This is a genomic window from Nocardia sp. NPDC050799, assembly GCF_040654015.1.
Classification (GTDB): domain Bacteria; phylum Actinomycetota; class Actinomycetes; order Mycobacteriales; family Mycobacteriaceae; genus Nocardia.
On record NZ_JBFAHF010000002.1, the window covers coordinates 151,918 to 173,684 of the forward strand.

19 protein-coding genes are annotated in these 21,767 nt (G+C 69.2%); 8 read left to right on the forward strand and 11 right to left on the reverse strand.

The window, feature by feature from the left end; translation table 11 throughout:
* Window positions 1–3 precede the first annotated feature (3 nt).
* From AB0H42_RS03370 to AB0H42_RS03390, 5 genes are all read right to left on the reverse strand, one after another.
* Window positions 4–441, reverse strand: coding sequence for an SRPBCC family protein (locus AB0H42_RS03370; protein ID WP_357049127.1), 438 nt, complete (start codon window positions 439–441; stop codon window positions 4–6).
* Between the two features lie 42 nt (window positions 442–483).
* Complete coding sequence (locus tag AB0H42_RS03375; RefSeq protein ID WP_357049130.1) at window positions 484–864, reverse strand: polyketide cyclase / dehydrase and lipid transport; 381 nt, start codon at window positions 862–864, stop codon at window positions 484–486.
* Between the two features lie 78 nt (window positions 865–942).
* On the reverse strand, window positions 943–2,067 hold the full coding sequence (locus AB0H42_RS03380) for a glycosyltransferase family 4 protein (protein WP_357049132.1): 1,125 nt from the start codon (window positions 2,065–2,067) through the stop codon (window positions 943–945).
* Between the two features lie 45 nt (window positions 2,068–2,112).
* Window positions 2,113–3,105 carry an NlpC/P60 family protein gene (locus tag AB0H42_RS03385; protein WP_357049135.1) on the reverse strand — a complete coding sequence of 331 codons (993 nt, stop codon included), beginning with the start codon at window positions 3,103–3,105 and terminating at the stop codon, window positions 2,113–2,115.
* A gap of 276 nt (window positions 3,106–3,381) precedes the next feature.
* Entirely contained in the window at window positions 3,382–3,957 is a 576-nt protein-coding gene (locus tag AB0H42_RS03390) for a C40 family peptidase (protein ID WP_357049138.1), read from the reverse strand.
* 545 nt (window positions 3,958–4,502) lie between these two features.
* On the opposite strand from AB0H42_RS03390, the gene AB0H42_RS03395 reads away from it, so the two are divergent.
* On the forward strand, window positions 4,503–6,299 hold the full coding sequence (locus AB0H42_RS03395; protein WP_357049141.1) for a DEDD exonuclease domain-containing protein: 1,797 nt from the start codon (window positions 4,503–4,505) through the stop codon (window positions 6,297–6,299).
* A 29-nt stretch (window positions 6,300–6,328) separates the two neighbouring features.
* Window positions 6,329–6,604: an Lrp/AsnC ligand binding domain-containing protein gene (locus AB0H42_RS03400; protein WP_030523878.1), complete on the forward strand. Its 276-nt coding sequence runs from the start codon at window positions 6,329–6,331 to the stop codon at window positions 6,602–6,604.
* 7 nt (window positions 6,605–6,611) lie between these two features.
* Here the strand turns inward: AB0H42_RS03400 and trpD are convergent, their stop codons facing one another.
* Entirely contained in the window at window positions 6,612–7,670 is a 1,059-nt protein-coding gene (gene trpD / locus AB0H42_RS03405) for an anthranilate phosphoribosyltransferase (RefSeq protein ID WP_357049144.1), read from the reverse strand.
* A 238-nt stretch (window positions 7,671–7,908) separates the two neighbouring features.
* Between trpD and AB0H42_RS03410 the strand changes: the two genes are divergently transcribed.
* The 4 genes from AB0H42_RS03410 to AB0H42_RS03425 all read left to right on the forward strand — a co-directional run bounded on the left by AB0H42_RS03410 (window position 7,909) and on the right by AB0H42_RS03425 (window position 12,324).
* On the forward strand, window positions 7,909–8,517 hold the full coding sequence (locus AB0H42_RS03410; RefSeq protein ID WP_357049147.1) for a heme-copper oxidase subunit III: 609 nt from the start codon (window positions 7,909–7,911) through the stop codon (window positions 8,515–8,517).
* A gap of 118 nt (window positions 8,518–8,635) precedes the next feature.
* Window positions 8,636–9,499 carry a cytochrome c gene (locus AB0H42_RS03415; RefSeq protein ID WP_357049150.1) on the forward strand — a complete coding sequence of 288 codons (864 nt, stop codon included), beginning with the start codon at window positions 8,636–8,638 and terminating at the stop codon, window positions 9,497–9,499.
* A 30-nt stretch (window positions 9,500–9,529) separates the two neighbouring features.
* On the forward strand, window positions 9,530–10,678 hold the full coding sequence (locus AB0H42_RS03420) for a ubiquinol-cytochrome c reductase iron-sulfur subunit (RefSeq protein ID WP_357049551.1): 1,149 nt from the start codon (window positions 9,530–9,532) through the stop codon (window positions 10,676–10,678).
* Window positions 10,675–12,324, forward strand: a complete 1,650-nt coding sequence (locus AB0H42_RS03425) for a cytochrome bc complex cytochrome b subunit (protein ID WP_357049153.1) — start codon at window positions 10,675–10,677, stop codon at window positions 12,322–12,324. Before AB0H42_RS03420 ends, AB0H42_RS03425 begins: the two co-directional genes overlap by 4 nt.
* 79 nt (window positions 12,325–12,403) lie before the next feature.
* Here AB0H42_RS03425 and AB0H42_RS03430 read toward each other — a convergent pair whose 3' ends face one another.
* Complete coding sequence (locus tag AB0H42_RS03430) at window positions 12,404–12,898, reverse strand: polyadenylate-specific 3'-exoribonuclease AS (RefSeq protein ID WP_357049156.1); 495 nt, start codon at window positions 12,896–12,898, stop codon at window positions 12,404–12,406.
* Window positions 12,899–13,076: 178 nt separating this feature from the next.
* Here AB0H42_RS03430 and AB0H42_RS03435 point away from each other — a divergent pair, with 178 nt between their 5' ends.
* A complete protein-coding gene (locus AB0H42_RS03435; protein WP_357049159.1) occupies window positions 13,077–14,462 on the forward strand; it encodes a class II 3-deoxy-7-phosphoheptulonate synthase in 1,386 nt (461 codons plus the stop codon).
* A 493-nt stretch (window positions 14,463–14,955) separates the two neighbouring features.
* Here the strand turns inward: AB0H42_RS03435 and pknB are convergent, their stop codons facing one another.
* A complete protein-coding gene (pknB, locus tag AB0H42_RS03440) occupies window positions 14,956–16,887 on the reverse strand; it encodes a Stk1 family PASTA domain-containing Ser/Thr kinase (protein ID WP_357049162.1) in 1,932 nt (643 codons plus the stop codon).
* Between the two features lie 127 nt (window positions 16,888–17,014).
* Here pknB and AB0H42_RS03445 point away from each other — a divergent pair, with 127 nt between their 5' ends.
* A complete protein-coding gene (locus AB0H42_RS03445; RefSeq protein ID WP_357049164.1) occupies window positions 17,015–17,383 on the forward strand; it encodes an Rv2175c family DNA-binding protein in 369 nt (122 codons plus the stop codon).
* Window positions 17,384–17,398: 15 nt separating this feature from the next.
* Here AB0H42_RS03445 and AB0H42_RS03450 read toward each other — a convergent pair whose 3' ends face one another.
* The 3 genes from AB0H42_RS03450 to crtI all read right to left on the reverse strand — a co-directional run bounded on the left by AB0H42_RS03450 (window position 17,399) and on the right by crtI (window position 21,712).
* The gene (locus AB0H42_RS03450) at window positions 17,399–18,379 is read right to left on the reverse strand and encodes a phytoene/squalene synthase family protein (RefSeq protein WP_357049166.1); all 981 of its coding nucleotides are present in this window, start codon (window positions 18,377–18,379) and stop codon (window positions 17,399–17,401) included.
* Complete coding sequence (locus tag AB0H42_RS03455; RefSeq protein ID WP_357049168.1) at window positions 18,376–20,055, reverse strand: alpha-(1->6)-mannopyranosyltransferase A; 1,680 nt, start codon at window positions 20,053–20,055, stop codon at window positions 18,376–18,378. Before AB0H42_RS03455 ends, AB0H42_RS03450 begins: the two co-directional genes overlap by 4 nt.
* A 76-nt stretch (window positions 20,056–20,131) precedes the next feature.
* Window positions 20,132–21,712: a phytoene desaturase family protein gene (crtI, locus tag AB0H42_RS03460; protein WP_357049170.1), complete on the reverse strand. Its 1,581-nt coding sequence runs from the start codon at window positions 21,710–21,712 to the stop codon at window positions 20,132–20,134.
* Window positions 21,713–21,767: the final 55 nt, after the last annotated feature.

A 21,767-nucleotide genomic window follows, 5' to 3' on the forward strand; every position in this document is an offset into this window, starting at 1 on the left:
CGGTCAGCCTTCGACCCGTTTCTTCAGTTCCTTGAGCGCGGTATCGGTGATCACCTTCTCCGCCTTGCGCTTGAACATGCCGATCATCGGGATCGTCAGATCCACGGTCAGTTCGTATCGCACCTCGGTGCCGCCACCGGGCTGCTCGACGAGCTCGTAGCGGCCCTCCTGGACCTTCTGCAGTTCACCACTCACCAGCGTCCAGCTCACGGCCAGATCGTCCGGCTGCCAGGTGTAGGACAGCACGTAGGTGTCCTTGACCACGCCCGCGTCCAGCACGAAGCGCGCGGTACGCGCCCGGCCGTCGGGCCCGGTCTCCAGGACTTCCACCGATTTGGCCGCCGACACCCACTCCGGGTAAGACGCCAGATCGGCGATAACTGACATCACCTGCCGCGCGGGTGCCGCGATGACGATCGATCTCTGGGTCCGGTCGGCCATTGGGTCTCAGGGGTTCCTTTCGGCGGTGCGGTACGAAATCGGTCAGTTGTCGTGGGGAGCGACTCCGGCCGGGCGATCGTCCTCGAGACGGTCCTTGACCTCGAACGACATCACCTTGCCCGCCACCCGGCGAGTCCGGTTGGCGGCGGCCAGTTTGCGCGGCGGCAGCGGCTGCGGCGGCTCGGCGTGCAGGAAGTAGTGCAGGATCACGCCGTCCAGCGACGGTTCCAGCCACACCTCCATGGTGCCGGACAGCGCGCCCGACACCGACCAGCGAATTCCCTTGTCGCCGCGATCTTCCCGGACATCCAGTTCGAGATCGGGCCACCAGCGCCGCCAGTGCCCCGGCCCCGCCAGCGCAGCCGCCACCGCGGCGCCGGGAGCGGCGAGGAAGGTTTGGTCCGCGACCTGGATACTGCTCACCCGGGTGAGCGTAGTAGATGGTGAAGAAGGTGCTCATCGGCGCGCTGTGTTAATGGTGCCGCCTGCGGCGGCGCCAGATCACAACAGCTGCCGGAGGCGAGCGCCGAGGGTGTCCCAGCGCCATTGGCGTTCGACGAAAGCCCTTCCGGCAATGCCCATTTCGGCGGCCGCGTCGCGGTCGGCGAGGATATCGGCGATCGCGTCGGCGACGTGATCGGCGCGGCGGCCGTCCACCACGCGCCCGGTTTTCCCGTCCAGCACCGTTTCCGGGGCACCGCCCGAGGTTCCGGCCACCACGGGGACGCCGGTGGCGGAGGCCTCCAGGTAGACGATGCCGAGACCTTCCACATCGAGGCCGGCGCCGCGGGTGCGGGCGGGCATCGCGAATACGTCGGCGAGGGTGTGGTGGGCGGCCAGTTCGGCAGCTGGGACCCGGCCCGTGAACACCACTTCGTCGGCGAGGCCGAGGGCGTCGGCGAAGCCGCGCAACCGGTCTTCGTAGGGGCCGCTGCCGGCGATCACCAGGACGGCGTCCGGGATGCGTTCCTTGATCCGGTGCATGGCGACCAGCAGTACGTCCTGACCTTTGCGCGGGACCAGCCGGGACAGGCAGAGCACGGTGGGCCGGTCGCCGAGACCGTAGCGTTTCCGCAGTTCGGCGCGGGCGCCCGGATCGGGACGGAAGGTTTCGGTGTCCACGCCGGGCGGCAGGTATTCGAGAGCGGCGTCGGGTCCGAACGCGGCGGCGAACCGGCGGCGCGTGTACTTGCTGACATAGGTGACGACATCGGTGTGGTCCCCGATGACCCGGAGCGCCTGCCGGGCGGCCGGCAGCATCGACCAGCCGACCTCGTGGCCGTGGGTGCCGGCCAGGATGCGGTGGGCGCCGGCGCGCCGCAGCGGCGCGGCGAGCAGGGCCAGCGGCGCGGCCGCGCCGAACCATACCGATTCGCAGCCCTCGGCGCGCAGTACCTTCCGGGCGCGGCGCAGCACCGCGGGGGTGGGCAGCATGAGGGTGGTGGGGTGGCGAACGACCTGGAAAGGCTGTTTCGCGTCGAATCGGGTGTGGCTGTCCCCGCGCCACCGAGGTGCGTAGACGACCAGATCGTCCGGAGGCAGCTGCCCGGCCAGCGCCTGCAGATACGACTGGATACCTCCCGGCCGCGGCGGGAAATCATTGGTAACCAGCAGAGTTCGAGCCATACGACCCACAGTATTGGCGCGCTGTCGGCCGGGTCGCTCCGGGTGTCAGTAGCGCCGGGCGGAGTGATAGGGCGTGGAATCCATCGGGGCCACGGCTACCGGGACGCCGAACGTCGACGCGTGCAACATGAGGCCGTTTCCGGCGTAGATGCCGACGTGGGAGATGTCGTCGTAGAAGAAGACGACGTCGCCGGGTTGCAGTTCGTCGCGGCGCACGGGGGTGCCGTAGGCGGCCTGCGCCGAACTGGTGCGCGGCACCTCCTTGCCGACCTGCCTGAATGCCCACTGCACCAGGCCGGAGCAGTCGAACTGGTCGGGTCCGGTGGCGCCCCAGACGTAGGGGTCGCCGACGCGGGTGAGTCCGGCGGCCAGGGCGCTGGTGCCGCTGCCGGGTACCAGGTCGCGCAGCAGGCTGTCGCGGTCGAATCCGGGTGGGAAAGGGGAACCGGCCAGTGCGGTCCGGTCCGCGGTCGACAAACCGCCCCAGACTTCGATGACCCGTGCCACCGCGTTCTGCAGATCGGTCTGTTTGCGCCCGACGTCGTCACGCACGGTGTTCGCCTGATCGGTGGCGGCGCGGGCGGTATCGGCGGCGGCGCGGGCCGCGGATTGGGCGGCGGTCGCGGCGTCGGTGGCGCGTTTGTACTGCTTCAACTGGTCGGAGGTCTGGGTGGCGACCACGTCCAGCGTGGACATCTGGTCCAGCAGCTGCTGCGGGGAGTCGCTGACCAGTACCGAGAACAACCGGTTGGTACGCGCACCCTGGTAGGCCGCGATGGCGGTGCGGTCGATCATCGGCCGATAGCGGGCCACCTCGTTGCGCGCGGCGTCGACCGCGGCACCGGCCGCGGCGACCTTGGCATCGGCGTCGCGCTGGACGGCCAGTTTCGCGTCGAGGTCGGCCTGTGCGGTGAGGGCCTGCTGATTGAGCTGTTCGGCCTGGCGGGACAGGTCGATCATCTGCTGGACGGCTTCGCTCGCGGAGGTCGGTGCGGGGGCCGGATCGGCTCCGGCCGGACCGCCACCGTAGAGGGCCACCGCCAGGAGGCCGGCCGCCAGCGCGGTACGTCCCGAATACCGGTCTCGCCTGTGGCCGGGCCCGCGACGCCGATCCCGCCGACGTCGTTGCCGCTGTTCGTGTCCTGCCACAGCCTGCTGTGCCCCGCTCTCCGTATGACGCTCTGTGCGAAGTAGCCCGTAAAGGTCTCGATTAGATTACGGACGGGCCCGCGGGGTGTCCAGTACGACCCGGCGCGGTCGCCCGGCCGGCGGCCGGAACCGGGAAGGTCGTGCCGGAGACCCCGCGGATACCGCTCAGTAGCGCCGCGCGCCGGCGACCGGCATGGACGAGATGGGCGCGATCGCGACCGGGGAGCCGGCGGTGGAGGCGTGCACGACATTGCCGTCGCCCGCGTACAGGCCGGAATGTCCGCCGCCGTAGAACGACACCACGTCGCCGGGCTGCAGGTCGTTCATGGAGACCGGCGAGCCCGAGGCCAGCTGCGCGTCGCTGGTGCGCGGTAGTTCGCGCCCGGCCTGTCTGTAGGACCACTGCACGAGACCGGAGCAGTCGAAGGCGTTCGGACCGGCCGCGCCGTAGACGTAGGGCGCGCCGACCTTCGAGAGCGCGGCGTCGAGCGCCAGCCGGCCCGCGGTCTTGGTGGGGGTGACGAAGGGCGGTGCGACGGCGGCGCCGGGCGCCTGCACGCCGGGGATGCCCGCGGGGACCGGGATGTCGTTGGGCACCTCGAACGTGCCGAAGCCGCCGATGGTCACCGGCTGGGCGGCGGCCGGTGCGGCGGGGAGCAGGAATGCGCCCAGGGTGGCAGCGCCGACGGCTCCGGTTACGGCTACGCGCCGTGCCTGTCGCTTGACGGTGTTGAACGCCATGATGCGGTCCTTCCGATCTCCCCGCCCGGTCGCACCGCCGATGGTGCGCCGAACTCCGCGAGGTCTCGAAAAGATTACGAACAGATCACGGCCATTTGTAAAGCCCCTGGGCTCGATAAACGTGCGGCCCGCAGCTTTCGCTCGGCAAATTGTGCGAGCGAAATCACAGGGCATCGGTGAATTGCGCCGAGGTTACGTGGGGGTGGGGCGGTGGTATGCGGGTGTCTTCCGTAGAGGGGGAGTCGGCGGCGGAATCGGTTGATTTTCCCAGCTCGAGCGGGTGGATGTCCGTGCTGGGACAGTGGCCGCGCTGGGACGCCCGTTCCGGTTTGCTCTGCCGCGACTTCCCTGTTTTGGATTCCTCGACCATTTTGCAGCTAATAGGGCAATTACATAGCAAACGAACATTGAATGTGAGCTGGCGCACATTTGCGTGGTGAATGGTGTCCCGAGGGGGAATACGTACAGATTCGCTGTCCGTCTGAAGATCACGCACAACGAACCGGTATCGCGAACCTGTCGCACCCGCCCGGTAGCCTGCCGCCGTGTCCGAACCCGCCCCGCTGCCTGCCCGGCAACTGGCGTTCGACCAGCTCGACACTCCGCTCTACGACACGACATTCGTGGTGGTGGACCTGGAAACCACCGGCACCAGTCCGGCCGACGATGCGATCACCGAGATCGGCGCGGTCAAAGTACGCGGAGGCGAAGTGCTCGGTGAATTCGCGACCCTGGTCGATCCCGGCCGGTCCATCCCGCCGGCAGTCGTGCAGGTCACCGGCATCACCACCGCGATGGTGCGGGCCGCGCCACCTATCGACGCGGTCCTGCCCGGGTTCCTCGAGTTCGCCGCCGGGGCGGTCCTCGTCGCGCACAACGCCCGCTTCGATATGGGCTTCCTCAAAGCCGCCGCCGCGCGCTGCGACACCCCGTGGCCGCGTGCCCAGGTGGTGTGCACGGTCCGGCTCGCGCGGCGGGTGCTCGGCCGCGACGAGGCGCCGTCGGTCCGGCTCGGGGTGCTGGCCCAGGTGCTCGGCGCGAGCACCACCCCGACCCATCGCGCGCTCGACGACGCCCGCGCCACCGTGGATGTACTGCACGCGCTGATCGGCCGGGTGGGGAACCAGGGGGTGCACAGCCTCACCGAACTGATCGACTATCTGCCCGAGGTCACCGCGGGACAGCGGGCCAAACGCGCCCTCGCCGTCGACCTGCCCGCCGCGCCCGGTGTGTACCTGTTCCGCGGACCGTCGGACGAAGTCCTCTATATAGGTACGGCGGTGAATCTGCGCCGGCGGGTACGCAGCTACTTCACCGGCTCCGAGACCCGCGGCCGGATCCGGGAGATGGTGCGGCTGGCCACCCGCGTCGACCACGTGGTGTGCGCGCACGGGCTGGAAGCCGGTGTCCGGGAGCTGCGGCTGCTCGCCGCGCATGCCCCGCCCTACAACCGGCGGTCCAAATTTCCGAAGCGCGCCTGGTGGATCGCGCTCACCGCCGAAGCCTTCCCGCGGCTCACCCTGGTGCGTGACCCCGGCGGTCCGGCGGTGGGACCGTTCCACGCCCGTGCCGCGGCCGCCGGGATCGCCGCCACGCTGGCCGAGTACTGCGGTCTGCGCACCTGCACCACCCGACTGTCCCGGACGGCCCTGCACACCTGTGCGCCGGAGGCCGTCGGCGGCTGCCCGGCGGCGGCCCCCGAGCCGCGGGCCGCCGCGGCCTACGCGGCGGCCCCCGCGGCCGCGCGCGCCCTGTTCACCGGAGCCGACGATGCCGCGGTCCATGTCCTGCTGGCCCGGATCGAGGACTACGCGGCGAACGAGCAGTACGAATCCGCGGCCCGGCTGCGGGACCGGACCGCGGCCCTCATCCGCGCGCTGCGCCGCACCCAGCGGCTGGCCGCGGTGGCCCGGCCGGCCGAACTGATCGCCGCGCATCCCGACGGTGCCGGCGGCTGGGAATTCGCCGTCGTCCGGCACGGCCGCCTCGCCGGGGCGGGCACGGCCGCGCGCGGCATTCCGCCGATGCCGGTGGTCGAGCAGATCGTCGCCGCCGCGCAGACCGTGCGCCCCACCGGGCCGGAGCCCGGGCAGCCGGCCACGGACGAATTGCCCCTCACCGGCGCCGATCTCCGGCTACCGCCCCTGCTGGGTGCGTCCCCGGACGAGGTCGCGGTGATCGCGCGCTGGCTCGAACGCCCCGGCGTGCGGATCGTGCGCACCACCGACGGTTACGCCGAACCCGCCCGCGGCGCGGGTCGCTGGATCGGCTGGGCCGAGGCCGCCGACGCCGCCGCGGGCGCGGCCCGCGCCGCCGAGTCCTACGACGAACAGCGCGGCTGACCGGTCGCCGCCATGCCTAGGCTGTTCCCATGATTACCGCCATCGTTCTGATCCAGGCCGACAATGGGCGCATACCGGAGACCGCGCAGGCGGTGGCCGATACCGAGGGCGTGACCGAGGTGTACTCGTGTGCCGGCGACGTCGATCTGATCGCGCTGGTGCGGGTCCGCGACCACGAGGAGGTGGCCGAGGTGGTCACCGCGCGGATCGACAAGGTCGCCGGCGTCCAGCGCACGGTCACGCATATCGCGTTCAAATCGTATTCGCGCGCCGATATCGAGGCCGGTTTCTCGATCGGCGAGTGAACCGGGGTCAGTCGTCGCCGAGGGTTCGGGTGAGGGCTGCCCAGCGGTCCAGCAGGGCGGCGGCCGCCCCGCTGTCGATCGCGGTGGCCGCGCGTTCGATCCCGGCCATCAGCTGATCGTCGAGTTCGGCGGCGGTGTCCGCGCCGCGGGACAGGTCGTAGGCGGTGATGGCGGCGGCGGAGTTCACCAGAACCGCGTCGCGCACCGCACCGGGATTGCCCGCCAGCACGTCGCGGGCCACCCCCGCGTTCACCTCGGCGTCGCCGCCGCGCAGCTCGTCCAGGTGGACCCGGGGGATCCCGAGCCGAGCCGGGTCGATCACCGCTTCCCGGGCCACCCCGTCGGCGACCACGAAGACATCGGTGACATCGGAGGTGGTGATCTCGTCCAGGCCGTCCCGGCCGCGCACCACCAGCGCGCCGGCGCCCCGCTCGGCGAACACTCCGGCGATGGTCGCCAGAAGGTCCGGGAACGCGCATCCCACCAGGCCGGCGCGCGGTTGGGCGGGATTGGTGAGCGGACCCAGCACATTGAAGACGGTCGGGATGCCGATCTGTTTCCGTGCCGGGCCGGCGAAACGCAGACCCGAGTGGAACAGCGGCGCGAAACAGAATCCGATACCGACCTCGCGTACACAGCGCGCTACCGACTCGGGGCCCAGGGCCAGCTTCACCCCGAGGGCTTCGAGCACATCGGCGCCGCCGCTCTTGGAGGACGCGGCCCGGTTACCGTGCTTGACGACCGGCAACCCGGCCGCCGCGACCACGATCGAGGACATGGTGGAGATGTTCACCGAGCCGGAGCGGTCGCCACCGGTACCGACGATGTCCACCGCGTCACCGTCGATCTTCACCAGCCGCGCGTGCCCGAGCATCCCGCGGGCCATACCGGTCAGTTCGGTGGGGGTGGGGCCCTTGATCTTCATCGCCACCCCGAACGCGGCGATCTGCGCCGCGGTGGAGTTGTCGGTGAAGATCTCGTCGATCACCCAGGTCGTATCGTCCGCGGTGAGGTCCTGTCCGTCGGCGAGCGCCCCGAGCATCTGGGGCCAGCTGCGCACGCTCATCTCAATCTCCTCGTCGCACCGATATCTGTGACCGAACGGTTGTGCACACCCTAAACCGCCTACCGCCGGGCGCACCGCACGACGTCATCGGCGCTGTTGGCGGGGCCTGTGCGGTGGGGGAGCAACCGACACGCCGGACCGCCGTGAGAGACGCACGGAGCCGGTCGATCACGACACAGATAATCGAGTTGGGAACCCGACTTCGACTGTCGTACTACGAAGAGTCATACTTACCCCCGTGACGACCGCAGTAGGTACCTCAGGATCGGCCATAACCCAGCGTGTGCATTCGCTGAACCGGCCCAACATGGTCAGCGTCGGTACCATCATCTGGCTGTCCAGCGAGCTGATGTTCTTCGCCGGCCTCTTCGCGATGTACTTCGTCGCGCGAAGTCAGGCGCCCGAGTGGCCGATGCCGCCGACCGAGCTGAACATGACGCTGGCCATCCCGGTCACCGCCGTGCTGATCGCCTCGTCGTTCACCTGCCAGATGGGCGTATTCGCGGCCGAACGCGGTGACGTGTTCGGGCTGCGCCGCTGGTATGTCGTCACGTTCCTCATGGGCGCGTTCTTCGTATGCGGTCAGGGCTACGAGTACTACCACCTGGTGGCGGAGGGCACCTCGATTGCCGGCAGCTCCTACGGATCGGTGTTCTACATCACCACCGGGTTCCACGGCCTGCACGTCATCGGCGGTCTGATCGCGTTCCTGTTCCTGCTCGCGCGCACCGCGATGAGCAAGTTCACACCCGCTCAGGCCACCGCCGCGATCGTCGTCTCGTACTACTGGCACTTCGTCGACATCGTGTGGGTCGGGCTCTTCGCCACGATCTACTTCGTCCGGTGACGCCGACCTGCACCCGAGCGTCGGCGCCGGAGGAGGTAGCGCAGCGTGACCACACAGGCGTAGCGCGGGTGCACACGTCAACAGCCCACCAGGTTCCGTCTACTCCAAAGGGACACAGATGAGTTCATCGCCCCCGACAGCGCCAGCGCCCGCCAGCGGTGGGCACGGCGAGGCCAGCAAGAAGCGCAGGCAGCGCCGCGTCCGCCGACGGATTGCGGGTGGCCTCGCGCTCATGGTGGGTCTCGTCGGAGCCGGTTTCCTCGCCTCGGCGCTCACCCCCGAGCCCCAGGTGGCCACGGCGAACGAGGATTCGGTGGCGCTGATCCGCGAGGGTCAGCAACTGTACGAGACCTCCTGCGTCACCTGCCACGGCGCCAACCTGCAGGGTGTGGCCGACCGCGGTCCCAGCCTGATCGGTGTCGGCGAGGCGGCCGTGTACTTCCAGGTGTCCTCCGGGCGTATGCCGATGACCCGCAACGAAGCGCAGGCCGAGCGCAAACCCGCGAAGTTCGACGCGCACCAGACCGACGCGATCGGCGCCTATGTCGCGGCCAACGGCGGCGGCCCGACGGTGCTGCGCGACGCCAACGGTGAGATCGCCCAGGAATCACTGCGCGGCGCCGATATCGGTCGCGGTAGCGAGCTGTTCCGCATGAACTGCGCGTCCTGCCACAACTTCACCGGCCGTGGTGGCGCGCTGTCCTCGGGCAAGTTCGCCCCGCCGCTGGAGCCGGCCACCGAGGCGCAGATCTGGACCGCCATGGTCACCGGCCCCCAGAACATGCCGAAATTCTCCGACCGGCAGCTGTCGCCGGAGGAGAAGCGCGACATCATCGCCTACGTCAAGGACTCGGCCGAGGCGAAGCCGCCGGGCGGCTGGGGCCTGGGCGGATTCGGTCCCGCCACCGAAGCGCTGGCCATGTGGACCCTCGGCATCGTGGCGGTGGTCGGTGCGGCGATCTGGATCGGATCGAGGACCTAAGCCATGAGTGAAGAACAGGAGCGAAACGAGATGGGTCGCCTGGACAAAGATTCCGCGGCCGCGACCCCGGCGGAACCGACCGAGGCCGAACTGGACGCGATGTCGCGGGAAGAGCTGGTCGCCCTCGGTACCGCCCGCGACGGCGTGGAAGTCGCCTACCGGCGGCAACGCTGGCCGGTGCCGGGTACCCGCGCGGAGAAACGCGCCGAACGGCAGGTCGCACTGTGGTTCGCGATCTCCGGACTGGCCGCGGCCGCGCTGGTGGGTGTCTTCCTGTTCTGGCCCTGGGAGTACAAGGGCAAGGAAGACGACGGGCACGGTCTGTACTCGCTCACCACTCCGCTCTACGGCCTGACCTTCGGTATCTCGATCCTGGCCATCGGTATCGCGGTGGTGTTGATCCGGAAGAAGTTCATTCCCGCGGAACTGTCGGTCCAGGACCGGCACGACGGCAAGTCCAGCGAGGTCGATCGGCGGACGCTGGCGGCCGAACTGGGCGACGCCCTCGACACCTCCACTCTGGGCCGCCGCAAGCTCATCACCCGGACCGCCGGCGCCGGCGTCGGCATCCTCGGCATCGGCGCGCTGCTGGTGTTCGTGGGCGGCATGGTGAAGAACCCGTGGGCACAGCGCGAGAAGTCGCCGCTGTGGGTGTCGGGCTGGACTCCGGACTACCCGGGCGAAACCGTCTACATCCGTCGCGATACCGGCCGTCCGCAGGACATCGTGCTGGTGCGTCCCGAGGATCTGGACGCGGGCGCCATGGAGACGGTCTTCCCGTGGAAGGAATCCTGGCGCGGCGACGAGCACGCCACCCTGCAGTCGCTGCGCGGCATCCGCAACGCCGTGATGCTCATCCGGCTGCGCACCGAGGACGCGAAGAACGCGATCAAACGTAAGGGTCAGGAGAGCTTCAACTTCGGCGACTACTTCGCCTACTCGAAGATCTGCACCCACCTCGGCTGCCCGACCTCGCTGTTCGAACAGCAGACCAACCGGATTCTGTGCCCCTGTCATCAGTCGCAGTTCTCCGCGACCGAATGGGGCAAGCCGATCTTCGGTCCTGCTGCCCGAGCGCTACCGCAGTTGCCGATCACCGTAAACTCAGAGGGGTACCTGGTCGCCAACGGTGACTTCATCGAACCCCTCGGCCCGGCCTTCTGGGAGCGTCGATCATGAGTGCTGGAGAGGCTGTCGGCCGCAAACTTGCGGCCCAAGCCAACGAAGTGGACGAGCGCTACCGCGCCGCCGCCTTCATGAAGCGATCGATCAACAAGGTGTTCCCCACCCATTGGTCGTTCCTGCTGGGTGAGATCGCGCTGTACGCGTTCATCATCCTGCTGCTGTCGGGTGTGTACCTGACGCTGTACTTCGACCCGTCGATGGCGCACGTCACCTACGACGGCGCCTACCAGCCGCTGCGCGGTGTCGGCATGTCGCGGGCCTACGAGACCGCCCTCAACATCTCCTTCGAGGTGCGCGGCGGTCTGTTCGTCCGGCAGGTGCACCACTGGGCGGCGCTGCTGTTCGCGGCCTCGATCATCATCCACCTGTTCCGCATCTTCTTCACCGGCGCGTTCCGCAAACCGCGTGAGGCGAACTGGGTGATCGGCTCGCTGCTGCTGATCATGGCGATGTTCGAGGGCTTCTTCGGCTACTCGCTGCCCGACGACCTGCTGTCGGGCACCGGTCTGCGGGCCGCGTTCTCCGGTATCACCATCGGTGTCCCGGTGGTCGGCACCTGGCTGCACTGGCTGATGTTCGGCGGCGACTTCCCCGGCGAGATCATCATCCCGCGCCTCTACATCGCCCATGTGCTGCTGTTCCCGGGCATCATGCTGGCGCTCATCGCGGCGCATGTGGCCATCGTCTGGTACCAGAAGCACACCCAGTTCCCAGGGCCGGGCCGCACCGAGAACAACGTGGTCGGTGCCCGTATCGTCCCGGTGTTCGCCGCCGACCAGGGCGCGTTCTTCGCGTTCACCCTCGGTTTCGTGGCGATCATGGGTGGTGTACTGCAGATCAACCCGATCTGGAACCTGGGCCCGTACAACCCGTCGCAGGTCTCGGCCGGTTCCCAGCCGGACTTCTACATGATGTGGACCGACGGTCTGGCCCGTCTGATGCCGCCGTGGGAGCTGTACCTGGGCCGCTACACCGTGCCCGCGGTGTTCTGGGTCGCGCTGATCATGGGCCTGGTGTTCGTGGTGCTGATCGCCTACCCGTGGATCGAGAAGAGGCTGACCGGCGATACGGCGCGGCACAACCTGCTGCAGCGTCCGCGGGACGTCCCGGTCCGCACCGCCATCGGCGCGATGGCCATCGCCTTCTACGTGGTGCTCACACTGTCCTGCGTCAACGACATCCTGGCGCTCAAGTTCGACATCTCGTTGAACGCGACCACCTGGATCGGTCGTATCGGCCTGCTCGTCGCGCCGCCGTTGGCGTACTTCATCGCCTACCGGTTCTGCATCGGCCTGCAGCGCAGCGACCGCGCGGTTCTCGAGCACGGTATCGAGACCGGCGTGATCAAGCGCCTGCCGCACGGTGAGTACATCGAGGTGCACCAGCCGCTCGGCCCGGTGGACTCGCACGGCCACCCGATCCCGCTGGAATACCAGGGCGCCGTGGTGCCCAAGAAGATGAACCAGCTGGGTTCGTCCGGCCAGCCGGGTACCGGCAGCTTCCTGCGGCCCGACCCGCGCGGGGAGAGCGAACAGCATTTCGCGAACGAGCTGGAAGAAGAGCACAGGCAGATCTCCGTACTCAAACGAGTACAGGAGGACGCCCGCTCGAACGGCAGCAACGGGCAGCACGGGCACTGACCTGTACCGCACCGCACACAGGCCCCCTGGCAACAGGGGGCCTGTGTCGTTCCGGGAGCCGGGCGGACCCGGCCGGGCGCTACCGTGCGAGCCGGCGAGCTGCCTCGATGGCCTCGAATTTGGCGAGATTGTGCCGGGCGTCGGCCAGCGCGTCGTGGGCATCCCGCGGCGGTGGCGGCAGTTCCGGCCGGCCGTGCGCCTCCCAGTGCTGGCGTAACTCGTTGGTGTAGCGGGGTAGCGCCGAGGGCAGATCCACCATCGACCCCCACAGCTGGCACAGCACCACGTGGTCGTAGGCGGCAACCCACGCCCACAACTCCGGCGCCACGGTCGGACGCGGAATCAGGAAGCGGTACAGATCCTCGCGGATCTGCTCTCTGGTCCGCCACAGCGGCGAAGTCTGCGGCGGCAGCTTCGGCAGCACATATCTGCTGACCCAGGGACCCGCGCGGCCGGCGTCGAACTCCGAGGACACCGCGTAGAACTCACGTCCGTCCTCACAGACGAACGCGATCGACACCAGATCGATCACATGGCCGTCCTCGATGAACTCCGCATCGTAGAAATATCTCAAAAGGTGGGTTCCCATCGGCTGCGAACAAGTGATGTGAGCCTACCCAGGCCCGGTCGAGGGGCATGTTCCGCGCAGCCTCCGCCCGCTCCGGACGGCCGGTCTCCGCCGGCCGGTCGCCGGTGGCCCGCCCGGCCCTGCCGGAGGTGGGGCGATAATCCCGGCAACGTATCCTGGAAGGGTGAACTGGACCGTCGACGTTCCCATCGACCGTTTGCCCGAGCTTCCGCCGTTGCCCAGTGACCTGCGGAAACAGCTCGACGACGCGCTCTCGCGCCCGGCGCTGCAGCAGCCGTCCTGGGACCCGGAGCAGGCGGCGAACATGCGCACGGTGCTGGAGAGCGTGCCGCCGATCTGCATCCCCGCGGAGGTCGACGAGCTGCGGAAAGGGCTCGCCGAGGTAGCACGAGGTGAGGCATTTCTCATGCAGGGCGGCGACTGCGCGGAAACGTTCGCCGACAACACCGAACCGCATATTCGCGGCAATATCCGCACCCTGCTGCAGATGGCGGTGGTGCTCACCTACGGGGCCAGCCTGCCGGTGGTCAAGGTCGCGCGGATCGCGGGGCAGTACGCCAAACCCCGATCCTCCGATACCGACGCCCTCGGTTTGAGGTCCTACCGGGGCGATATGGTCAACTCCCTGGTCGCCGATGCGGCCGTCCGGGAGCACGACCCTTCCCGCCTCGTGCGCGCCTACGCGAACGCCAGTGCCGCGATGAACCTGGTCCGGGCGTTGACCAACGCCGGCATGGCCGATCTGCACAAGGTGCACGACTGGAACCGGGATTTCGTCGCACAGTCCCCGGCCGGTGCGCGCTACGAGGCGCTCGCCGGGGAGATCGATCGCGGTCTGCGTTTCATGACCGCCTGCCGGGTCACCGACCCCAGTCTGCAGTCGGCGCGGATCTATGCCTCCCACGAAGCCCTGGTCCTGGACTATGAGCGGGCCATGCTGCGGCTCGCGCACAACTCGGCCGGTGACCCGGCCCTCTACGACCTCTCCGCGCATTTCCTGTGGATCGGGGAGCGCACCCGCCAATTGGACGGTGCGCATATCGCCTTCGCCGAGCTGCTGTCCAACCCGATCGGCGTGAAGATCGGGCCGAGTACCACTCCGGAGCAGGCGGTGGAATACGTGGAACGGCTCGACCCGAACAACGAGCCCGGCCGGTTGACCCTGGTCTCCCGGATGGGTAACACGAAGGTCCGCGAGATCCTCCCGGCGATCGTGCAGAAGGTCCAGTCGACCGGTCACCAGGTGATCTGGCAGTGCGACCCGATGCACGGCAACACCCACGAATCCTCGACCGGTTTCAAGACCCGGCACTTCGACCGCATCGTCGACGAGGTCCAGGGTTTCTTCGAGGTCCACCACGCGCTCGGCACCCACCCGGGCGGCCTGCACATCGAACTGACCGGCGAGGACGTGACGGAATGCTTGGGCGGTGCCCAGGACATCTCCGATCTCGACCTGTCCGGACGGTACGAGACGGCCTGCGATCCGCGGTTGAACACCCAGCAGTCCTTGGAGCTGTCCTTCCTGGTCGCGGAGATGTTGCGGTAATCAGCTCTCCGACGGCCTCGCGCCGGAACAGGGTCGGGTGGCGAGACTGCCCGCGATACCCGGCTCACCTCTTCACCGGCGCGTTTCGTCTCGCACCTGCGTCAGGGTGCGCTCATGGAGATGTGATCTGGGTTCGAGGTGGAGCAAGAACGTGGGCTTGCTCGTGAAGGTGGGGATGTGGGCTTGCTCGTGAAGGTGCTGTGTTTCTTGGTGCCGCCTGCGGCGGCGCGGGGTCGAGGCCCCCTTGGTCTCGCCGTTTCGGCCTCGAGACTCGCGGCTTCGCCGCATGCGATGTGCGGTGGGCCCCGTCCATAGAGAGCGACCGTTGAGCACCTTCGGCCAAGGGGCGAGACGGGCCTCAACCCTTCGAGGTGTCTCGTAGAACTCGACGCATACGGGTTGCGTCGGCATTCGACGTCCAGGTGCACATGGGGGCTCGCGCGGAGAGGGGACGGGTGTCGGGGTTGCCGGTCGTCCTACTGGGAATGGTCTGTCAGGGGAAGGCCACGATCGTGACGGTTGCGCCGGGCTCTACGTTGGCGTTGGCCGGGGGGTTCTGGGAGACCACGGCCGAGGAATCCAGCGGGGCCAGCTGGCGTACCTGGACCGTCAGTCCGAGGGATTCCAGCGTATGGCGGGCTTCGGAGACCCTTTTCCCCGTGACCGAGGGCATGGTGACGGCTTCGCAGATCAGCAGGGTGACCGAGGAGCCGGCGTCGACGGTGGTGCCGACCGCGGGGTCGGTGCCGATGACCCGGCCGGCCTCGACGAGTTTGTCGTAGACGGGGCGTTCGCCGCCGACCGTCAATCCGAGGTCGGTGAGCTTCTGCCGGGCCTGCTCGGGGGTGTCGGCGCGCAGGTCGGGTAGTTGGACGGGTTTGGATCCGTTGCTCTTCCAGACCTGCACATGGGCGCCGGCGGGCAGGACGGTGCCGGGCCCGGGGTCGATACGGGCCAGTGTTCCCTCGGGCGCGGTACTGGCGACTTCGCCGCCGTCGACCGGCTGTAGGCCCTGGTCGCGAATCAGCTGCTGAACTTCGTCCCAGTCGGCGCCGGGGGACACCGCGGGGACCTGTGGTTTGCCGCTGGAGATCAGGATATCGACCGTGGAGCCCTTGGTCTCGCGGGCGCCCGGACCCGGATCGGTGCCCACGACGCCGCCGACGGGGACGGTATCGGAGGCCTTGTCCCGGGTGCCGGTCTCGAATCCGGCGTCCTGCAGTTCGGTGGTGGCGTTCGGCACTGTCATGCCGGCGACGGACGGGACGGTGGCGTAGCGGCCCATGCCGAGCCACCAGCCGCCGATGCCGACCAGCAGGGTCAGCACCACCACCACGGCGGCCCAGATCATGCCGTTGCGCCGATGGCCGGCCCGGCTCTCCTGATAGGCGCTGTACTGGGTGGACTGCTGCGGGGGGATATAGGCAGGCGGGGGTGGTTCGGTCCGGGGGCGGGCCGTGGTCACCATCCGGGTGGCCTGGGGCCCGGCCACCGCGGCGGGCTCGGGTGCGGGCGGGGTGACCGGATGGCGGGCACTGGTGTGTTCGGCCGAGTCCTGGGGGGCGGGGACCCGGTAGGCGGGCAGCTCCAGGCGGGCGGCGATGGCCCGCAGTTCGGCGACCATCTCACCCGCGTCGGCGAATCGGTGCCCGGGTTCCCGGGCGGTCGCCCGGGCGACCAGCCGGTCGAATTCGGGCGGGACCCCCGCGATGAACTCGCTGGGGCTCGGTACGTCGTTCTCTACCCGCTGGTAGGCCACCGACAGGGAATTGTCGCCGGTGAAGGGCACCCGGCCGGTGAGCAGTTCGAAGATCAAGATGCCGAACGCGTACACATCGCTGCGGGCGTCGGCGCTGCCGGAGGTGACCTGTTCCGGCGAGAGGTAGGCCGCGGTGCCCAGGATGACGCTGGCCGAGGTGGTGCTGGCCGCGGCCACCGCGCGCACCAGGCCGAAATCGGCGATCTTGACATCGCCGGAATCGGAGATGAGCACGTTCTCCGGTTTCACATCGCGATGCACCAGTCCGGCGGCGTGCGCGACACCGATCGCGGCCAGTACCGGTTCGGCGACGGCGCGGACCGCGTGCGGCGGCATCGGGCCGCGCTCGCGCAGCAGTTCGCGCAGGGTGCCGCCCTGGACCAGCTCCATGACCAGGAACGGGTACTCGCCGTCCATACCCTGGTCGTAGACCTCGACCAGGGAGGGGTGTTTGAGGCCGGCGACTGCCCGGGCCTCGAATTCGAAGCGGCTCAGGAACTGGGGGTCGCCGGAGAACTTGGGATCCATCACCTTGATGGCGACCTGGCGGCCCAGCCGGGTATCGACCCCGCGGAACACCATCGACATCCCACCGCGGGCGATCGGCGCGTCGATCCGGTAGCGCCGATCCAGTACGGCGCCGATCAATTCTCCTCCGGCTGTCACGAACCTCTCCACCTTCGAACCGTGTCCTACACGGTGGCCGCCCCGCGCGGCTGCTGTCGATGGTATCGGCCGTGCCGTCGCGGGTGTCTCACGGCAGGGAGGCGGGCAGCGTCTACCGTTGTCTTCCGTGAGTGCCTTTCCCTGTAGTACCGATGTCCTGCCCGCCTCGGTACCCCTGCTCGCGCTGCCCGAAGTCGCGAAGAAACTGGGCGTCGTGGTGACCAGGGTGCATCAGATGCTGCGCGACAACCAGTTGCTGGCCGTCCGGCGTGACGGCGTGGTCGGTGTGCCCGAGATCTTCTTCGACGATACGGGCATGATCCTGAGATTCCTGCCCGGTCTGATCACGGTGATGCGCGACGCGAAGTACACCGACGAGGAGATTATGGAGTGGATCTTCACCGAGGACGACACGCTGCCGGGTAAGCCGGTGGAGGCGCTGCACGGGCCACTGGCGCGTGAGGTGCTGCGCCGCGCCGCCGCCGAGCCCTTCTGACCGTTTACGCGGCCCTCAGGTACCGAGGGCCGCGTGCGCGGCGAGCCGCAATCTCCGGCGCTGCGGTACGACGGCGCGCTGCGCGAAGACGGCGTAGCCGCTGTCCTCGATGCGGTCGAGGATGGCCGCGTAGAGGGCCGCGGCGGTCCGGATACCGGGCCGCGCCCGGGGGGTCAGCAACTCGATGCCCGGCCGGGCGCAGCGGTACAGATCTCGGTTCACGGCGATCAGATGTGCCAGCGCCCGGCGCAGGCGGCGATCGGTACGACCGGTGCGCCGGCCGTCGATCAGCAGTGCTTCGTCCACTCCGAAGGCGGCGAGCTCGGCGGCCGGGAGATAGATCCGGTCCCGGTCGAGGTCCTCGCCGATATCGCGGAGGAAATTGGTGAGCTGGAAGGCATCGCCCAGCGCGGCGGCCGCGGGTTCGGCTTCGGCCGCCGGGCAGACGGTGCCCAGGACGGGCAGCAGTTGCAGGCCGATGGCGGCGGCCGAGCCACGCATGTACTCGTACAGTGCCGCCATGGTCGGGTAGCGGTTGCGGAACAGCGGTGAGCCGGGGATGTCCATCCGCATGGAATCCAGGAAGGTCCAGAAGTGACGCGGATCGATGGCGAACCGGCCGACGGTATCGGTGAGCGCGGGGACGACCCGATCGAAGGCCGCGGGGAGCGTCGGATCGGTGCGCGGCGCCATCGGCATGCCGATGGGCCGGGACCAGGCGGTGCGGAGACGACGCTCGACCGCGTCGAGGGCGGTCACGGCCCGCCGTGGCTCGCCGAGGTGCGGATCATCGACGATATCGTCGACCGTGCGGGCGAAACCGTACAGTGCGTGGACCGCCGGGCGGCGGTCGGCCGACAGCAGCCGGGTCGCCAGATAGTAGGAACGTCCGTGCGCGGCGGCCACTCGGCGGCAGTGCTCGTAGGCGTCCCGCAGCGCGGCGGCGTCGGCCGGCGGCGCCGGCGCGCCGGGCCGCACACCACTGCGGCCGTTCACAGACCGGCGGAAACAGCGGGCGCGGGAACCGCCCGGGGAGTACCGCGCAATCGCAGCGGGTCGACGGTGCGCAGCGAGAGCGCGGCGACCACGGAGGCGAAGGTCGCGGCCGCGACATGCCAGAAGTTGTACAGGCCGATCGAACCGTCGGGCTGGAACACCAGCATCAGCCAGGTACAGACACCGACCAGGGTCATGAGTGTGGTGGTGGACAGCGCGAAACCGGCGGCCAGCGCCAGCGGCCAGGAGTAGTACCAGGGCAGCGCGGCCGGCGACAGGATCACGATGGCGACGAAGGCGATCAAGATGCCCAGGACGGCATCGCGTTCGCTGAGTTTGAACCGCCACCAGGTCCACACCAGCAACACCACCAGGGCCAGCATGCACAGCATGCGGGTCACCTCGAGGGACGAATCCAGCCCGAAGGGGGTGACCCAGGTGACCGCGTGTGCCATAACGGTGGGCAGCGACAACCAGTTGATGATCTTGCGCGACCCCGACAGCGCGGTGAGCCAGCCGATCCCGACCCCGGCGATCGCCGAGGCCGCCACGAACACCGCCGCGAACACCGCGAGACCGAGACCCGCGATCTTGGCGAACATCTTCCAGTGATGGGCCAGGAACTCGCGGCTGCTGGTGGCCAGTGCGGCGCGCTGGCCGTCCTCGGCGCGGCGCTCGCGTTCGTGCAGCATCCAGATCCACACCAGGAAGGGCAGGGCGACGCCCGCGGTCGCCTTGATCGCGACCCCGATCGCCACCACCACGATGCCGGCCACATGATGACGTTCCAGCACCAGCGCGATCCCGGCGCACATCAGGCCGACCATCAGCATCTCGTTGTGCACGCCGCCGATGAGGTGGATGAGCACCAGCGGGTTGAGCACCGCCAGCCACAGGGCGACGGTCGGCCGCCCGCCCAGGTGCTTGGTCAGGTACGGCACAGCCCACATCATCAGGGCCAGGCCGGGCAGCATCACGAACCGCAGGGCGATCGTGCCGCCGACCACGCTGTCGCCGGTGACCGCGGTGATCGCGCGGCCCAGCAGCAGGAACGCCGGGCCGTAGGGCGCGGTGGTGGTGGTCCAGACCGTGCTCACATTGTCGAGCAGGATCCCCGGATTGGCGACCGGGCCCACCTGGTACGGGTCGAAACCGTCGCGCAGCAGCGCGCCCTGGGCCAGGTAGGAGTAGGCGTCGCGGCTGAACATGGGTACCGCGAACATGAGGGGCGCGATCCAGATACCGACGATGGCGCGCAGCTCGTTGAGCCGCACCTCACCGGAGTGGCCGCCGAAGCCCAGCGTGATCCGGCCCAGCCGGACCCAGGCCGCCACCATCATCAGCACACCCGCCCAGACGCAGATCATCGACAGCGCGTAGCCGTGGCCGAACCGCAACCAGGACAGGTGAACCGCCTCGAGCAGCGGATCCCGTTTGCGGACGCCGCCGGCGCCGAATCCGCCGAAGGTGATCATCAGGGCACCGGCGAATCCGAGCAGGGCCGCATGGCCTTCCGGGCTGCGCAGGAAATCGCCGCAGATACGCACCTGGCTCCAGAACCCGGGCGCGAGACCGGCACCCGCGGTCGTGCGTGCGGGCGACGGCCCGGAGGCGGCCGGATCGGTGTCGGCGACCGGAACGGTGCTGGTCGTGGTGTGCATATGGGGGGCTGGCATCTGGTGTCGTTCCCCCCTGGATGGTCGGCGGTCGCAACCGCGGGCGAATAGGTCGGCGCTCAGTTTACGGCTTCCGTCACGAAGGCGGCCGGACGGTGGCCGGGGCGCGCGTCCGGACCCCGCGATTCTCGCCCACAACGCGCTGTGCCGCGAGTTTTCCCGACAGCAGCGCGGTCGGCACACCGACGCCGGGCGTCGTACCGCATCCGGCCAGGACCACGTTCTCCCTGCCGGGCACGAGGTTACGGGTACGGAAAGGGCCGGTCTGGCGGAACAGATGCGCGGCCGAGAACGGAGTTCCGGCGAGCATGCCCTGATCGCGCCAGGTCGCGGGCGTGTCGAGCCGGTCGACGGTGAAATGTTCGGTGATCCCGTGATACCCGCGCCGCTCCAGTACCCCGAGCAGTTCGCGCAGGTAGGAGGGACCCAGCCGCGACCAGTCCAGCGGCGCGGAATCCAGGTTGGGGCAGGGGGCGAGCAGCGAGAACGGTTCGTACCGGGTCGCGCCGCGGGTGAGGTACAGCCCGGGATCGCTCAGTGCGGGCCGGGTGAGCAACAGTGACGGATCGCTCATGAGCCGGCCGCCGCGACGCGGCGTGATCTCGGCGAAGGTCCGGGACCAGGCGGCGCCGAAGTCGATGGTGTGATGGGCCTGCACCGGCCAGTTCCCGGTAATGCCGGTGGGTACCGTGCCGTGCGCGACGACCGCCGACGGCGAGGCCCGCAACCCGCGGCGGGGGCGCACGCCGAAACGATCCAGCGCACCGAGATCGGTGGTGAGGACCACCGCGTCACAGGGCAGGGCCCGGCCGTCGGCGAGCAGGACCCGCCGGGCCCGGGCCGCGCCGCGGCCGCGGCGATAGTCGAGTCCGGTGACCTCGGTGCCGAGTTCGAGCCGGCCGCCGGCCGCGGTGAACGCGCCGGCCAGAGTTTCGGCGACCGCGCGCATTCCGCCGTCGGGGAAGTAGACGCCGAGGGCGGTGTCCATATAGGGGATCGCGCCGTACACGCCGAGTGCCTGTTCGGGTGCCATCCCCGCGTACAGCGCCTGGAAGGTGAACAGCCGGGTCAGTCGTGGATCGCGCAGTGTCCGGGTGACCCGGGTGCCCAACCGGCCGAAGCCGCCGAGCCCGGCCAGCCGGAGCAGGGCCGCCCGCTTCTCCGGGTACCGCACCATATCCAGCGGGGAATCGAAGTTCGTTGCCAGGAACTCGTCGTATTCGGCCCGGAACACGCGACCCAGCCAGTCTCGCAACCGTCGATACCGGACGGCTTCCTCCGGTCCGCAGGCGCGCGCCACCTCGGCGCTCATCCGCTCCGGATCGGAGAAGACCCGCAGGTCGGACCCGTCCGCGAAACGGGCGTGGTAGGCCGGGCTCAGTGGCCGGATCCGCAGCGGCGGCACCGCACTCGAGGTGTCCGTACCCACCGCGGCCAGTGCGTCGTCGACGAGTCCGGGGAGGGTGAGCACAGTCGCCCCGGAATCGATCTCGTAGTCGGCGAACCGGTACCGCCCGACCCGGCCGCCGACATGGTCGGCCCGTTCCACCAGGGTCACCGCGCATCCGGCGCCGGTCAAATACAGCGCGGCCGCCAACCCGGACAGCCCCGCACCGACCACGACCACTTGCTCTACCGGCCCCGGGACCGACTTCACGACGGGCCCCTCCGCCCGTACCGGTGGTCCGCCGGGGCGATATCCGGCCTGCCCC